Here is a 15,734-nt window from a genome sequence, read left to right as displayed (position 1 = left end):
ATCTTTGCGCGCATCGATCGCCATCCTCGTGGCTCGCTCGCGTAGCTCGTCGGGGTACTTTCGTGGTGCGACCATGCCGCCCATCCTTCCGGGTTATCGATGTCTCCATTAAACCCGGGGCGATTCACAACTGCTTCACACCGTAGACCTCGGCTCAAAGACGGGCACGAGGTCGACGCAGCCGCTGGGCCCTCCCCGGTTCCAGCGCACGCAGCACTGCTGCCGACCCCCACGAAAGGTACAGGAATCATGAAACTCGGACTCTTCGGAATGCCGATCCATCCCGCCGACGTCTCGCTGGCCGAGGCCTACGAATCAGACGCGAACAGGATCATCCTGGCGGACGAGCTCGGCTATGCCGAAGCGTTCATCGGCGAGCACCAGACGTGTGCGACCGAGCCTGTCGCCTCACCCCTCATGCTGATGGCCTCCGTCATCCACCGGACGAAGAACATCACGTTGGGCAGTGGAGTCACTGCCCTGCCGATGTACCACCCCGCGATGGCCGCCGCGACAGTCGCACAATTCGACAACATGGCCCGCGGACGCTTCATCTGGGGCGTCGGCCAGGGCGGTCTGGCAAGCGACTGGGAAGCCTTCGGCGTCATGGACGGCCAGGAGCGCAACGAGCGCATGATCGAGTCTGTCTCGATCATCAAGGAGCTGTGGACGGGCACCGCGCCGTTCCACTTCACCGGCAAGCACTACCCGTTCTCCATCGACGAGACGGTGAACGCGGAGCTGAGCATCGGCCAGCCCATCAAGCCATTCCAACGCCCCCACCCGCCGATCGCCGCGACCGCGATGTCTCCGGCATCGAACAGCGTGAAGCAGGCCATTGTGCAGGGCTGGATCCCGATGTCGGCCAACTTCGTCCCCCTGTCGACCGTTCACTCCCACTGGGACAAGATCGTCGAAGGTTACGGCGAGCGCGGCGAGGAGCCCACCGGTGAGAACTGGCGCGTGGCGCGCAACGTCCTCGTCGCCCCCACCGATGAAGAGGCGCGCGAGAGAGCCTTCGACCCGGCCGGCCCGAATTTCCATTACTTCCACTACCTGTGGAACCTGTTCCACGGGCTCGGCGCCGGCGCCGTCATGAACGGCACCGGCAAGGATGACGCGGCTGTCACCGTTGATGACCTCATCGAGGACATGGTGATCCTCGGGTCGCCGGAGACGGTCGCACAGCAGATCTCCGAGGTCCGGGAGAGGGCACCATTCGGCACCCTGCTCACGACCATGCTCGATGGTTCCAACCCGGCGCACGAGGTGTACGAGCAGGAGTCGATGCGCCTGCTCGCCACCGAGGTCGCCCCACGTGTGGACGCACCGGTCGGCGCCCCAGTCTGAGCCGACACACCCAGATCAGGCAGGCAGTCTTCTCACACAAGGAGCAAGTCATGAATGCACTCACACAGCAGTTCGTCACGGCGTTTCGCAATCACCCCGCTGGAGTCGCACTCGTCACGGCTGATGCGGGCGACGGCCCGGTCGCGATGACAGCCACCTCCGTCTGCTCAGTGGATGCGGACCCGCCGACGGTCGCCTTCTCCGCGTCCACACGGTCGTCGAGCACGCCGACGCTGCTGCGCGCTGAGACGATCGTCGTTCACCTGCTCAGCTCGCGTCAGCTCGATCTCGCTCAACTGGGCGCAACGAGCGGCGTCGATCGGTTCGCGGACACGAGCCTGTGGCGGCGGCTTCCGACGGGCGAGCCACTCTTCACGGCCGCCGCCGCGTGGATCCGCGGTCGCATCACCGGAACCCTGCCGGCGGCAGGCGGGACCCTGTTCATGGTCGAGGGCGAGGAGATCGGAGGTCGGCATACTGAACCCGATGCCGCGGCCGAACCGCCCCTCGTCTACCACAGCAGGGCGTGGCACTCGCTCGGCACTGCCTCGCAGATCGCGGTCTGAGACCGAGAGCCCGCCGCGTGAGCAGAGGACGGTGAGGCGGATCGGGGGTCGTGCACCGACGGCCCCCGATCCGTTGTGTCGAGTGACCTGCGCTGTCGCGCGCGTGCGATGACGCGCGCAGGCGATGAGCGGTGCGTTGGAGAGGCGTCGAAAGACGGAGAGCCCTCCGAGTCGACGAGGCGTCAGAGACGGTAGCGGCGAATGCGTGCGTACAGTGTGCCGCGAGACAGCCCGAGGCGCTCGGCCGCGTCGGACTTGTTGCCGCCGGACTGCCGGAGCACAGACGCGATGACGCTGCGTTCTGCCTCCTCGAGCAGAGTGAGCGGTCCTCCGTCACCATCGTGTCCTACGGCATCGACGGCGTTCGCACGCGAAATGTCGAAGACCGCAGACGCACCGTGCGACCAGGTCCCCTTCGTCACCGGCACAACCCGCACGCGATGGCCTGTGGGCAACACCATCTCCTTCGCAGTGACGGACAAGGTCGACAGTGATTCCCACAGCTCTCTTCGGTTGACAGTCGCGAGCTGAGGGGTCAGCGCATCCTCTGCGATGAGGGTGTTCTCGTCGAACGTCGCCACTGCGTTGGGCATGTGCGCGGTGAGACGCCGGTGCGCGTCGGCCAGACGCAGCGGACGCGGCGGGGTGGCCCGGACCAGCTCGCCCCGGATCTGGGAGACGATGAGCTTGAGCGCGAGAGCTACGTGCGAGTGCGAGGCTTTGAGATGCCCGGTCACATTTATGACCCCGCACACGGACGAATTCACCGGGTGGAGCACGGGACTGGCAGCACATACAAGGTCGAAGAACCTCTCGTCATCGTGGTCGGCGCCACGGACGAACGATGAGGTTCCCAGTCGGAGTGCCGTTCCGATACCGTTCCTACCCGCCGCGTCTGTGTCGAGCTCCGCACCGGCTCCCAGCGCGATCGCACGCATCTCGCGCTCAATCCTTGGATCCGACGACCATTCGACAGAAACGAGACCGTTCGCATCGGCGAACGCGACCCAGCTCGTGGTTGCCTCAAGCTCACTGCGATTTCTCTCAAGGACGCGCAGCACGATCCGACGCAGTGACTCTCCGACCACTGCGGCTTCCTGCTCCATCTGCACCTCCGCTGCGCCCCATTGCGTGAATGCGATCCTAGTCCCTGGTGGAGCTCCCCGATCCTCATGTGCAGATTCTGAACATCTGCCCAGACCGAACGCGCAGTGTGCGACGAAGACTCCCTCGTGATCATGGTCGATCGCCATCTCTGATCTGCCCGGAGTGCGCGCCGGATAGCCCCAGCTGGCCCGTTCCCGTTCCGGCACAATCGTGCGGGCATTGCGACACCTGCGGAGGTCCCAGGCTCGCTGACGCCCGCACAATGAACGCATGCCGACCCGTCGCTCCCCCGCCCTCGTCGCCGCGATCGGCGCGCTGCTGCTCGTCGCGACGGGCTGCGGCCTCGCCGATGATCGGCCCGCCTCCGACTACGGGACGATCGCCGAGGCCCTGCGCGCCCTGCCTGCCGTCACCTCGGTCGACGGCCCGCACCTGACCGCGGACGAAGTCCACGACGAGGACGCGGACGCCACCGCCTTGGCCGTCGCACTCGACGAGGACGCGGATGCTCAGTCCCTCCGCACGACCGGGAGCGAGGCCCTCGCACTCGTCAACGACCACCGCTATCCCGACGGCGCACCGCTCGTCACGATGACGAGCGGTCCGTACACCGGCGAGGTCCCGGTCCGCCGTGGGACGGACTGCGTCTGCGTCCCGGACCCGGAGAACATCGACCTCGGTGCCCTGCCCCTACTCCTCACCCTCCCGGATGTGCGTGCCGGAGACCTCGGTGAGATCGGCGGCGCGACGAAGATCGAACTCGACGATGAGACCGACATGCGCGCATGGGCCGAGGAGGCGGTGGAGACCACCACTTCTGAGACCGAACCGGACAGTGGAGTCGTACGGGTCGAGACAGTGGACTCCGGTGGCGGCGACCCGCAGTACCGGCTGGACCTCGGCGCTCGAGGAACCGTCGACGCCGTCCGAACTCTTCACGAAGCCGCCGCCGACGCGGGCGCCACGATCACGAGGGCGGAGATCACCGTCGACGATTCCGACGGCGCTCACGGCGCCGGCGGCTCGAACGACCAGGAAGTCCAGGACGACCCGGAACACGAACACAGCCGACCCGACACAGACCGCACCCCCGTCGTCGCGGCCGGTGAGCTCGCAGTCGCCGCGGACGCAGACGCGATCCCCGCCCAGCGGACGCTTCTCGAGCATGTCGAAGAGGACGCGCTCGGCACGTTCACCGTCGAGGCCGCCTCGGGGCTCTCGATCGACGGACCCGGCGGCTCCGGTGACCTGGATGATGCTGCGGACGCCCTCGAGGCACTCGCCGATGCACACGTGACGACGACCTCGGCGGATGCCGTGGACGACACTCTCACCGCCCACGCTGACAACGCGGACGAACTGCGCACAGCGGCACAGATCGTCTCCTCGCCGGACTGGCCGCTGGAAACCGGCGCAGAGGTCACGGTGCAGCACACCCACGGAGCGGGGACCGGCTCCGTCTTCCGCGCCGCAGACTGGCCGGACCACGTCGGACTCGTCGCGTCACTCTGGGAGGCCGGCTTCACCTCCGTCGACGTCGAGGAGATCTCGCACGCGGCAGACCTGCGGATCCGTCTCGACCGGTCGACAGGCCCCGACCCGCGCAGCGACGACGGTCGCACCGTCCTCGTGAGCGCGCTGCGCACCGCAGGGTGGGACGGCACGGCGGAGATCATCTTCGTCGATGACGACCATCTGGCGTTCACCTCCACCGCGGACGGCACCGCGCAGGAGGCCGCGAACAGGCTCGCGGGTGCCGACCGCACGCCTCGCGGGTGCCGACCGCACGCCTCGCGGGTGCCGACCGCACGCCTCGCGGGTGGGAGCAGGCGTTCCTCGACGCGTGGGATTCCACAGCGACGAGCGGGTGAGGTGCCGAGGCGCGGGTCGTCTCCCCCGCCTCGGCACCTCGTACTCAGCGCAGCTCGTGGTCAGCGCAGCTCGCGCTTGGCGAGCGTGCGCAGGTGCACCTCGTCCGGACCGTCGAAGATCCGCATCGCGCGGTGCCAGCCGTACATCGCGGCCAGCGGCACGTCGTCGCTCACACCCGCACCGCCGTGGACCTGGATGGCACGGTCGATGACCTGCAGAGTGGCACGCGGGACGGCGACCTTCGCGGCAGAGATGAGCCCGGCAGCCGCCTTGTTGCCATGCATGTCGATCGTGCGCGCGGCATGCTGGCACAGCAGTCGCGCCTGATCGATCGCGATGCGCGATTCGGCGATGTCCTGCTGGACTCCGCCCTGCTCCGCGAGCGGCTTGCCGAACGCGATCCGGCTCTGTGCCCGGTCGACGAGCAGCGACAGCGCCCGCTCCGCCGCGCCCAGCGCACGCATGCAGTGGTGGATGCGACCCGGGCCCAGGCGCGCTTGGGCGAGCGCGAAGCCGGATCCCTCCGCGTCGAGGAGGTTCGCCGCGGGCACGCGGACATCGTCGAACTCGACCTCGCAGTGCCCGTGCTGGTCGTGGTGGCCCATGACCGGAAGATCGCGCACGACCTTCACCCCGGGGGTGTCCATCGGCACGAGGATCATCGACTGCTGCCGGTGCTTCTCCGCATCCACATCGGTCTTGCCCATGACGATCATGATCTTGCAGCGCGGGTCCTTCGCGCCGGACGTCCACCACTTCCGGCCGGAGATGACGTACTCGTCGCCCTCGCGGCGGATCGTCGTCTCGATGTTCGTCGCATCCGAGCTCGCGACAGCCGGCTCCGTCATCGCGAACGCTGAGCGGATCTCACCGTCCAGCAGCGGCTGCAGCCACTGCTTCTTCTGGTCCTCCGTGGCGAACATGTGGAGCAGCTCCATGTTGCCGGTGTCCGGCGCCTGACCGTTCGTGGCCTCCGGAGCCAGGTGGAGGCTCCAACCGGTGATCTCCGCGAGCCCCGCGTAGTCGAGCTGGCTGATGGCCGATGCGGACGGCAGGAAGAGGTTCCACAGTCCGCGCGACTTGGCCTCGGCCTTGAGGGCCTCAATGACAGGAGGCACGGACCCGTCGCGCGGGTCGCGCTCCGCCCGGTACGCGTCGTACTCGGCCTCTGCGGGGAACACACTCGTGTGCATGAAGTCGACGAGCTCCTCGCGCAGCTCGAGCGCACGCTCCGAGGGGCGCAGGTCCAGGGTATCGACGTCCGGTCTCACGGGCATCGCGTTCAGCTGATCGGTCATGATCTCTCCTTCTGTGTACGACTGTCTGGGTACGGCGGTGTCCGGCTGTCTGAGTACGGCTGTGTCTGCTGTGTCTGCAGGGGTTGGCCTGGTCGATGGCTCATGGACCGGCCTCGACGGTCGCCGCCGCGAGTCGCACGTACCTCTCCGCCATCTGCTCCGGGGTGAGCTCACCATCCGGGCGGTACCAGGACGCGACCGATGTGCCCATCGCGATGAGTGCCCTCACGGCGTCTGCCGGATACGGAGTGGCGAACCCTCCGTCCTCGACCCCCCGCATGACGACCTCGCGGAACATCGCCTCCTGCTCGTCCCGCAGTGCGACGATCAGACGGAGACCGTGCGGGTCGAGACTGCGGATCTCCGATGCCCCGACGAGTGCCTCCGCCCTCCGCTCGGTGTGGAAGAGGAGCCAGGCGTGCATGAGTGCGCTCAGTTGCTCGTCCGGTCGGGGGCCTGCGCGGAGCACCGCGCTGCGGGTGAGTGCCAGCCCATCGCTGAGCACGCGCACCATGATGTCCTGCAGCATCTGCTGCTTCGAGGAGAAATGGCTGTAGATCGAGGCGACGGTCAGGTCTGCACCCCGGGCGATGTCGCGCATCGTCGTCCCGTGGTAGCCGAGGCGCTCGAACCGGTCCACGGCGGCGTCCAGGATGGCGTCCCTGCCCGACCTCGTCCGTGCCATGGTCTGCTCCTCAGCGCTGCTGTCCGCGACATTCAATGATCTGCCCACGGCACTGGCTGATCGCCACGCTACTCACCGAACACTTGTTCGTCAATGAGCAGATCAACGGACGCGAGCAAGGAGCTCGAGCGCTCAACACGCCTGTTCACAAGCCATCGAAGACGGCGATCGCCCTGCACGATCGGCGCACTCCATCGCAGTCATGCCCCCCGAACGCCTGTTCGCCTCGAAATCCTCCACACCCCTTGACACTGCTGCGGGGGACGACAATGCTGGCGGCACCGGCCGACGACGACCGGCACGCCCCGCGCACTCGATCCTCGTCGCGGCCCCACGGCGGATCCGCGTCGCGCAGGCGTGAACTCTCCCGAAAGGCGTGACGACCATGTCCGATGTTCCGAATCTCAGCGACCTCCTCGCGGATGCCCCGAAGAACTGGGGCCGCTGGGGTGACGACGACGAAGTGGGCGCCCTCAACTTCCTCACGAACGACCAGGTCCTGCGCGGGGTCCGCAGCATCCGCGACGGGAACATCCACACCCTTCAGCGCCTCATCGGCGACCCGAAGGGCGATCCCGTCTGGCCGTCCCGCCTCCCCGCCGAACGCGAGATGGTCATCGACGAATCCGCGTGGGACTCCGACGACGGCCCGAAGGTCCCCGGGGGCCTCCACTACGCGGACGACAAGCTCGTCGCGTTCCTGCAGGGGTCCACTCAGTACGATGCGCTGGGCCACGTCTGGTACGGCGGACAGATCTGGAACGGCTACGACGCCCGCACGACGATCGGTGGCCTCGACAAGGCCAGTGTCGAACCGATCGCCCAGCGCGGCGTCGTGGGACGCGGCGTCCTCATCGACATGGCACGGCACTTCGGCGTCGAGGCGGTCGAGGCCAGGCGCACCTTCAACCACACCGACCTGCTCGCCGCTGCGGAATCCCAGGGCGTGACCCTCGAGAAGCACGACATCCTGCTCATCCGCACGAATCACCTGCAGCTGTTCTTCGAGCAGAGCGACACGTTCTATGAGGACTTCTGCGAGCCGGGGCTCCAATACAGCCCGGAACTCGTGCAGTGGTTCCACGAGGTGGAGATCCCCAACCTCGTGACCGACACGATCGCGAACGAGGTGACGACCGACCCGGACACCGGTGTGGCACTCACCCTTCACAACGCGCTCATGCGCAACCTCGGCATCGCGCTCACGGAGCTCTGCGACCTGGAGGATCTGGCCGCCGCGTGCGCTGAGGACGGGCGATGGGACTTCCTCTACGTCGCAGCACCGCTGAAGATCCACCGGGCGACGGGGTCGCCGGTCAACCCGGTTGTCATCCGATGAAGCCGTTCACGGAATCCCTCACACCGGCCGCACCCACGATGCTCGAAGCATGGGAGCGCCGAGTGCAGGAGTCCGCGGACCAGCCGTTCCTGCACTCCTTCAGCGAGACGCTCAGCTTCGGCGAGGTCGACCGACAGGCAGATGCTCTCGCGGCGTCGTTGGTCGCCAACGGTGTCGCCGCGGGAGACCGGGTCGCGCTGTACACGCAGAACGACCCGCTCTTCGCGGTCGGCGTCATCGCGGTCTGGAAGCTCGGAGCGGTGGGCGTTCCCATCAACCCGATGAACACTGCCCGCGAGCTGCGCTACCATCTGCGGGATTCCGGCGCGAAGGCACTCATCACACTGCCCACTCTGTGGGATGACGTCGCCGCCGAGGTCATCGCGGACTCCCCCGTCCGCGTCACCGTGATCGGCAGGTTCCTCCGCTGGCAGCCTGACGGTGACGGCATCCGCGTCGAGGCGGTGGCAGCGGCCGTCGGTGCCGCCCGTCCGGCTCCGGACGGCACCGTCCTGCTCTGCCTCGAGGACCTTCCGCGCGGGGCGCCGCTCGCGGATCGACCGGCGACCTCGGCATCGGATCCTGCTCTGCTGACATACACATCGGGCACGACGGGCAGCCCCAAGGGAGCGATCAACACCCACGGCAACCTCGCGTTCAACGCGGAGACGTATGTGCAGATCGGCGGTCTCGAGCCGGGCCAGCCGATCCTGGCCGTCGCGCCGCTCTTCCACATCACGGGGTCGGTGGGGCACCTGGCATACGGCATCCGAGCCGGCTGCCCGCTCGTCCTGAGCCACCGGTTCCATCCGGTGGCGGTGGTCGAATCGATCCGTCGATGGCGTCCCGTCTTCACCATCGGCGCGATCACGGCACTGATGGCGATCGCGGATTCGCCGGAGCTGCGAGACGGCGACCTCACCAGTCTGGAGGTCGTCTACACGGGAGGCGCCCCTGTCGCTCCCACACTGTCCGATCGCCTGGAGAAGGTGTACGGCTCGTACATCCACAGCGCGTACGGGATGAGTGAGACGGCGTCGCCGATCACGGTGGGGCCGGTCGGTGAGCGGTCGCCGGTCGATCCGGAATCGGGATCTCTGTCCGTGGGGCGTGCCGTCTACGACACGGAGCTGCGGATCGTGGACGACGCGGGCACGGAACTGCCCGACGGCGAATACGGTGAGATCTGGGCGCGGGGACCGCAGATCACCCCCGGCTACTGGCAGAACGACGAGGCCACGGCCGCCGAGATCACGGATGGTGGCTTCCTCCACACGGGCGATGTCGCATTCCGGGATGCCGAGGGGTGGATCTACCTCGTCGACCGGAAGAAGGACATGATCAACGCGGCGGGATACAAGGTCTGGCCGCGTGAGGTCGAGGGGGTCCTCTACGATCATGAGGCGGTGTCCGAGGCCGCGGTCGTCGGGGTCGCGGACGATTACCGGGGCGAGACGGTCGCCGCATACGTCACCGTCAAGACGGGCCAGTCCGTCACGGAGGAGGAGCTCGTGGCGCACTGCCGCGAGCAGCTGGCCGCCTATAAGATCCCGCGCAGCATCGGGATCCTCGACGAGATGCCGAAGACCGCCACCGGCAAGATCATGCGCCGCGCGCTCCGGGACTAGGACGCGGACCAGCAGCGCTGTGGGCCGGAAGGATGATCATCCTTCCGGCCCACAGTCATGTCCCCGCGCAGTTCAGTCCTCGGAATCCTCTGCTTCGTCGATCGAGGCTCCAGCGCTGCCGGTCGGTGTCGGAGTGGCGTCGCCGCCCTCATCGCGCGTCAGAACGCCGATCTCTTCGCCCTCGTCGTCCTGGATGTGCATCGTGTCGCCGTCGACCACGACCACGGTCACTCCGCTGAGCCAGGTGTCGACACCCGGGCAGCCCTTGAGCGTGCCGGCACCCCGGTCGATCTCTGCGGTGTCACCGTCGATGTGGAACTCTCCCTGGAGTCCGTTGCATCCGTCGGATCCGCCCATCGTGCCGCCGCCTTCGTCGACCTCGGTGAACTCGAGGAACGCGTCGGCGGGGTCCTCTGCGACCCAGCGTCCTTCGAAGACCGGATCCGCTGTGGGGGCGTCCGTTGTGGGGTCCTCCCCGGGGCCGCCGTTCGTCCCGCACCCGGTGAGTGCGAGTGCGGTGAAAGCGGTGAGTGCTGCCAGGCGGATCGGTACCTTCATGGGTCCCTCCGTGGGGTAGGGGGTCGGCTGGTTCATGCTAACGGGCGAGGCTGAGGGAGACCCGAATGCCCTGATGCCGGGGGCTCGACCCACCCGATTCGGGTTGGGCCCCGGTGATGCGGGCCGACGACGAAGGGGCACTCGCGTGTGCGAGTGCCCCTTCGTCGACCGTCAGCGTTCCGTCTCAGGGAGTCGGAGCGCCTCCGGCCTCAGCTGTGCTCAGGCCTTGCGGCGGCGAGCCACGTAGACCAGTGCGCCACCCAGGGCGACCAGTCCGGCTGCGCCGGCAGCCAGCGGAGCGGTGGTCGAACCGGTGCGCGGCAGGTCGTCGCCGCCGTCACCGTTGTCGCCATCGTCCTGGCCTCCGTCGCCGCCACCTTCACCGACGACCTCGAACGAGCTCTCGAGCGTCTCGCCCTCAGCCGTCACGATGACTTCGTAGTCTCCGATGTAGGCCTCGGCCGGTGCGGTCGGCAGGCCCCAGACGCGGGACGAGGCGTTGCCGTCTTCGTCAGCGGTCACGGTGACCGACTTGGCCGGTGCATCGTTGGAGTCCTCAGCCGGTGCCTCTTCCGAGCCCGCGTTGGCGGATGCGGAATCGGTCGACGCGTAGGTGTCGAACGTGACGTCCGAACCGGGCTCCACTCCTGTGACGGAGTAGGTGACGCCGCGATCCTCGTCGATGGCCTGGTCTTCGTCCTCGGCGAGGAACTGCTCAGCAGCGATCTCGCGCGGGTCGACGTTCAGCTCAGCGTCCTCGTCCGCCTCTTCCGTCTCAGAAGGGGTCGGCGCCGGGGTCGTGGGCTCGTCGGTAGCGGTCTGCGTGGGCTCCGGGGAGTCGGTATCCGTCGGCGTGGGCTCCGGCGAACCGGTGTCGGTCGGAGTCGGTGCCGGAGTGGTCGGATCTTCAGTCGGCTCCGGCGAATCCGTAGCAGTCGGAGTCGGTGCCGGTGTAGTCGGATCCTCAGTCGGCTCCGGCGAATCCGTAGCAGTCGGCGTCGGCTTCGGCGTCTCCGGCGGTTCTTCTGCATCCGCGGTGGTCTTGACCTTGTAGTCCTTGCCGAGGTGATTGAGGCCCTCAGAAAGCTCGGCGACCCAGATCCAGTTCTTGTCGCCCTGGTCCTCGCCCTGGTAATTCGACAGCGACGTGACGCCGACCGCCTGATCCCCCATCATGACCGCGCCGCCCGAATCACCCGGAATGCCCAGCGCGTTCGCAGCAAAGCCGTAGACGAGCGAGTAGCCCGCTCCACCGGGAAGGTTCACGATCGCGTATCCATCCACAATACCGCCGATTTCACCCTGTTCCGCCTCTGCAGGAATCGTTCCCGACTGCACAGCGGACGTACGACCCGAGCGCCAGATCTCCTTGCCGATGTCGCTCGCTTCCACATCGTGGACACCTGCGACCGGCTTGGTCGACACGAAAAGGTCATTCGACTCCGCGGACGTCCAGTCCGTTACCGCTGGATGCGTGGTGACTGTCTCATCGTTGAGGGTGACAACCGCAAAATCCTGTGTGTCCGCCGGGTTAAACTGGTCAGCACCGCCTGGATTAAACGGATCCTCAATCGGGGTCTCAGCGAACTCAGAGTGAGTGAAGGAGCCGATAGCCTCGTCCTTCAGCAGGCCGCCCCACATGTTCTCCTCGTGATATTTGCCGCTGCCTGCGTTCGATCCCTTGGGCGCTTCGAGGAAGACGTCCTCCCCGACCTCACCGCAGTGTCCAGCAGTAACGATCGCTTCTTCTCCCCCCGGCCCCGTGACAGGGAAACCGAACGAGCAGAGACCAACGTCGTTGCCTCGCGGTACAGCGTATCCAGCGCCTCCGACGACGTCTTCAGCGTTCACTTCGCTGTAGCCGTTGGGGATCTCCTGAACGAGGACCTTCTTGTCATCCTCCTGCTTCGCGAATGCCGTCACCGGCTTCAATTCCTCAGAGACGGGACTCATTCCCGCGCCCTCGACGACCTGGACCACGATGTCGCCGTTCTCGTTGTAGCCGACGGCCGCGATCTGATCGGTCTGATCAGCCACCTGTGCAACGGCAACACCCAGCGCGTCCGGCGCTTCGTTCGCGGCGATGGCGGGGCCCGTGAGGGCCACTCCGCCGAGTCCGATGGCAACGGCCGCGCTCAGCGCGACGAACCGCTTGCCCGTCTCAGGGTTCTTCATACTGTTCTTCCTCTGATCTCTCATGACATCGAGCCGAAAATCTCCGACATCGCACAGGGAACCTACACGACGCTCAGTGGACACTGTGCCAAAGATCGCGGACATGTAACACTTCTGACCATTTTGATCACCGAATGATCACAACGAAGACGCTGCCCACGTCACACACAGTTGTCCCTTACTCCCTTAGGTGAGGGACGCTGCCAGCTGCTCCTGCATCGCTTTCTTGTCCGGCTTCCCGATCTTCGTGACGGGGATGTTCTCGACGAACACGACGTCCTTCGGGGTCTGGACGCTCCCCTTCTCCTCACGGACGAAGGCTCGGATCTCTTCGACGAGATCGGCCGCAGCCGGTCCATGCTCCCCGGCAGGGACTTCGGCGGCGGTCTCGTCCCGCAGCACGACTGCGGCGACGACCCGCTCTCCCCAGTCCGCGTCGGGGATGCCCACGACACATGCCTCAGCCACGGCGGGGTGCTCGAGCATGCGGGCCTCGACCTCGGCGGGGTACACGTTGAGGCCACCGGTGATGATCATGTCCTTCTTACGGCCCACGATGCTGAGGAATCCGTGCTCGTCGAGACGGCCCAGGTCACCCGTGTGCAGGCGTCCGTCGCGCAGCGTCTCCGCCGTGAGCTCCGGGTTCTGCCAGTAGCCGGTCATGACGATGGGCCCGGAGACGCACACCTCGCCGACCTCGCCGATCGGCACCTCCCGATCCTCGTCGTCCCGGATCGTCAGATCCGCGCACGAGGTCGCCCTGCCGGCGGACGCAAGCCTGCCCGGAACCGTCGGATCGTGGTCCTCCCTCCGGAGGACGGTGATGAGGTTGGGCGCCTCCGACTGGCCGTAGAGCTGCAGGAACACCTGCCCGATCCGGGTCAGCGCCTCCTGCATCCGCGACGGGTCCATGAGGGACGCGCCATAGACGACGGTCTCCAGCGACGACAGCCGGTCCAGCTGCTCCTGCGGCAGGTCGAGGAGCCGGTAGATCATCGTCGGCACGAGGAACGTCGACGAGATCCGGTGCTCCGCGACTGCATCGACGAACGCCTGCGGCGAGAACTTGTCCAGCATGACCATCGAGCCGCCCTGCAGCAGGATCGGCAGGGCCATCGCACCCGAGGCGTGGGACATCGGCGTCGTCACGAGGAACCGGTTGTCGGCCGGCCACTCCCAGTCGATCACCGTGAAGAGCGCATTCGTCACCATCGTCCGGTGCGAGCGCACGATCCCTTTGGGCGTTCCGGTCGTCCCGCCGGAGAATCCGAGCGACGCGTCCGATTCCGGGTCCACACGCACGGGCCGGTCGAGGACGGAGAAGCCGGAGACGGCCTCGGCGCCCTGCGCCTGCGATGAAGTCGCCGGATCGAGGATCTCGACGGGGATGACGATGAGGCCGGGGACGGTCGCGGCGAGCTCACCGGCCATGTCGTCGAACCGCCCCTGCTCGTAGAGCAGGTACTGCACCTGTGCGAGCTCGAGCGACTGGCGGTGGTCACGGATCCCGTTCTCCGGGTGGAGCGGGCTCACCCGCAGCCCTTCGAGGTAGAGCGCGGACGTCGAGAAGAACGTCTCCGGGCGGCTGCTGCCGAGCAGCGCACCGTAGTCGCCGGGCTTCACCCCCGCCGCACGGAGCGAGTCGCGGATGGCCTGGACTCGCGCCGCCGACTGCGCATAGGTCAGCGTCCGGTCGCCGTCGACGAACGCGGTGCGCCGATCGAAGCGGGTGAAGGCCGAGTAGAGGAGCTCGCCCATCGTGCGGGTGGCCGGCTGCGGGGACGGCGTCGCCGAGGCCTGAGTCCCTGGGGTCTGGGTCGCCGAGGTCTGGGTCGCCGAGGCCTGGGCCGCCGGGGTCTGGGTCGTGGAGGTCTGGGTCGTGGAGGTCTGGGTCGTGGAGGGCTGCGTGGTCATCGGATCAGCTCCAGGATCGTGGCGTTGGCCTGTCCGCCGGCCTCGCACATCGTCTGGAGGCCGTACTGCGTGCCGGTCGCACGCATGGTGTGGATCAGATCGGTCATGATCCGGGCTCCGGACGCGCCGAGCGGGTGGCCGAACGCGATCGCCCCGCCGTTCGGGTTCACGCGATCGGCTCCGACGCCGAACTCCTGCATCCAGGCGAGCGGGACCGAGGCGAATGCCTCATTGACCTCGAAGACGCCGATGTCGGCAGGCGACAGGCCGGACTTCTTCAGCGCCTTCTCCGTCGCGGGGATGGGCGCGGTGAGCATGATGACCGGATCCGTGGCGGCGAGCGCTGCCGTGTGCACCCGGGCGATGGGCGTGAGCCCCAGTTCGCGGGCGCGCTCCGGCGTCATCACGAGGAGCGCGGAGGCTCCGTCGGAGATCTGTGAGGAGTTGCCGGCGGTGACGACACCGTCCTCCTTGAAGACCGTCGGGAGGGTGCCGAGCTTCTCGAGCGTGCCGCCGGGGCGGATGCCCTCATCGCGGCGGAAGTCCTGAGTCTCCCCCTCCTTGGTCTGCCCCGCGATGGGGAGGATCTGCTCGGACAGGACCCCGGCCTCGGTCGCGGCGAGTGCGCGCGCATGCGACTCCAGCGCCAGCTCATCGAGCTGCGTGCGGGTGAGGTTCCAGCGTTCGGCGACCATCTCTGCGCCCTCGCCCTGGCTGAAGGAGTCCCGACCGTAGCGCTCCTCGACCGCAGGGCCGAAGGCCTTGCCGGGGCCGTTGTTCCGCTGAGACCCCATGGGCACGCGCGTCATGGACTCGACGCCTCCCGCGATGACGATGTCGCTGTGGCCTGCGATGACGGAGGCGACGGCGAACGTGAGCGCCTGCTGGGAGGACCCGCACGCACGGTCGACGGTCGTTCCCGCGACGGTCTCCGGGAAGCCGGCCGCCAGGGCCGCCCACCTGCCGACGTTCGAGCCCTGCTCCCCCACCTGCGTGACGCAGCCGAAGACCACGTCCTCGATCAGCGCCGGGTCGAGCCCGTTCCGCTCCACGAGTCCGCGCAGCACGTGCGCCCCGAGGTCGACGGGATGGACGTCGCGCAGGGCCCCGCCCCGCCTGCCCACTGCTGTACGCGCTGCATCAACGATCACTGCTTCCGGCATCGACTCACTCCTTCGTGGGACTCCACTGTCCGTGCAGTCAGTAACTCTGCCAGTTCGCGACTCTCCGATCGCAACTCTG

The 15,734-nt window shown here is 67.4% G+C and carries 11 protein-coding genes; 4 read left to right on the top strand and 7 right to left on the bottom strand.

Features of this window, described 5'->3' with window-relative positions:
• Nucleotides 1-249: 249 nt before the first annotated feature.
• Both BJEO58_RS05980 and BJEO58_RS05975 read left to right on the top strand, forming a co-directional pair.
• Nucleotides 250-1,350 carry an LLM class flavin-dependent oxidoreductase gene (locus BJEO58_RS05980; protein ID WP_101588559.1) on the top strand — a complete coding sequence of 367 codons (1,101 nt, stop codon included), beginning with the start codon at nucleotides 250-252 and terminating at the stop codon, nucleotides 1,348-1,350.
• Nucleotides 1,351-1,400: 50 nt separating this feature from the next.
• A complete protein-coding gene (locus tag BJEO58_RS05975; protein ID WP_101588558.1) occupies nucleotides 1,401-1,916 on the top strand; it encodes a flavin reductase family protein in 516 nt (171 codons plus the stop codon).
• Nucleotides 1,917-2,098: 182 nt separating this feature from the next.
• Here BJEO58_RS05975 and BJEO58_RS14945 read toward each other — a convergent pair whose 3' ends face one another.
• From BJEO58_RS14945 to BJEO58_RS05950, 3 genes are all read right to left on the bottom strand, one after another.
• Nucleotides 2,099-3,022 (bottom strand): helix-turn-helix domain-containing protein, encoded by a 924-nt coding sequence (locus BJEO58_RS14945; RefSeq protein WP_505541478.1) that lies wholly within the window; start codon nucleotides 3,020-3,022, stop codon nucleotides 2,099-2,101.
• Between the two features lie 1,932 nt (nucleotides 3,023-4,954).
• Nucleotides 4,955-6,193 (bottom strand): acyl-CoA dehydrogenase family protein, encoded by a 1,239-nt coding sequence (locus tag BJEO58_RS05955; protein ID WP_101588554.1) that lies wholly within the window; start codon nucleotides 6,191-6,193, stop codon nucleotides 4,955-4,957.
• A gap of 100 nt (nucleotides 6,194-6,293) precedes the next feature.
• The gene (locus BJEO58_RS05950) at nucleotides 6,294-6,878 is read right to left on the bottom strand and encodes a TetR-type transcription factor C-terminal domain-containing protein (protein ID WP_101588553.1); all 585 of its coding nucleotides are present in this window, start codon (nucleotides 6,876-6,878) and stop codon (nucleotides 6,294-6,296) included.
• A 385-nt stretch (nucleotides 6,879-7,263) separates the two neighbouring features.
• Here BJEO58_RS05950 and BJEO58_RS05945 point away from each other — a divergent pair, with 385 nt between their 5' ends.
• Nucleotides 7,264-8,217, top strand: a complete 954-nt coding sequence (locus tag BJEO58_RS05945) for a cyclase family protein (RefSeq protein ID WP_101588552.1) — start codon at nucleotides 7,264-7,266, stop codon at nucleotides 8,215-8,217.
• Nucleotides 8,214-9,845: a class I adenylate-forming enzyme family protein gene (locus tag BJEO58_RS05940; RefSeq protein WP_101588551.1), complete on the top strand. Its 1,632-nt coding sequence runs from the start codon at nucleotides 8,214-8,216 to the stop codon at nucleotides 9,843-9,845. Before BJEO58_RS05945 ends, BJEO58_RS05940 begins: the two co-directional genes overlap by 4 nt.
• Before the next feature lie 72 nt (nucleotides 9,846-9,917).
• On the opposite strand, the gene BJEO58_RS05935 is transcribed toward BJEO58_RS05940, so the two are convergent.
• The 4 genes from BJEO58_RS05935 to BJEO58_RS05920 form a co-directional block, all read right to left on the bottom strand.
• On the bottom strand, nucleotides 9,918-10,403 hold the full coding sequence (locus tag BJEO58_RS05935; RefSeq protein ID WP_180951847.1) for an META domain-containing protein: 486 nt from the start codon (nucleotides 10,401-10,403) through the stop codon (nucleotides 9,918-9,920).
• Nucleotides 10,404-10,622: 219 nt separating this feature from the next.
• Nucleotides 10,623-12,578: a S1 family peptidase gene (locus BJEO58_RS05930; RefSeq protein ID WP_101588549.1), complete on the bottom strand. Its 1,956-nt coding sequence runs from the start codon at nucleotides 12,576-12,578 to the stop codon at nucleotides 10,623-10,625.
• Between the two features lie 186 nt (nucleotides 12,579-12,764).
• On the bottom strand, nucleotides 12,765-14,492 hold the full coding sequence (locus BJEO58_RS05925) for an AMP-binding protein (protein ID WP_101588548.1): 1,728 nt from the start codon (nucleotides 14,490-14,492) through the stop codon (nucleotides 12,765-12,767).
• A complete protein-coding gene (locus tag BJEO58_RS05920) occupies nucleotides 14,489-15,655 on the bottom strand; it encodes a thiolase family protein (RefSeq protein WP_101588547.1) in 1,167 nt (388 codons plus the stop codon). The genes BJEO58_RS05925 and BJEO58_RS05920 overlap by 4 nt, the downstream gene beginning before the upstream one ends.
• Between the last annotated feature and the right edge of the window lie 79 nt (nucleotides 15,656-15,734).

The organism is Brevibacterium jeotgali (assembly GCF_900169175.1).
In the GTDB taxonomy this organism is placed as follows: Bacteria; Actinomycetota; Actinomycetes; order Actinomycetales; family Brevibacteriaceae; genus Brevibacterium; species Brevibacterium jeotgali.
The sequence above is the reverse complement of the archived record's forward strand: the minus strand, read 5'-3'. Positions and strand labels throughout refer to the sequence as shown.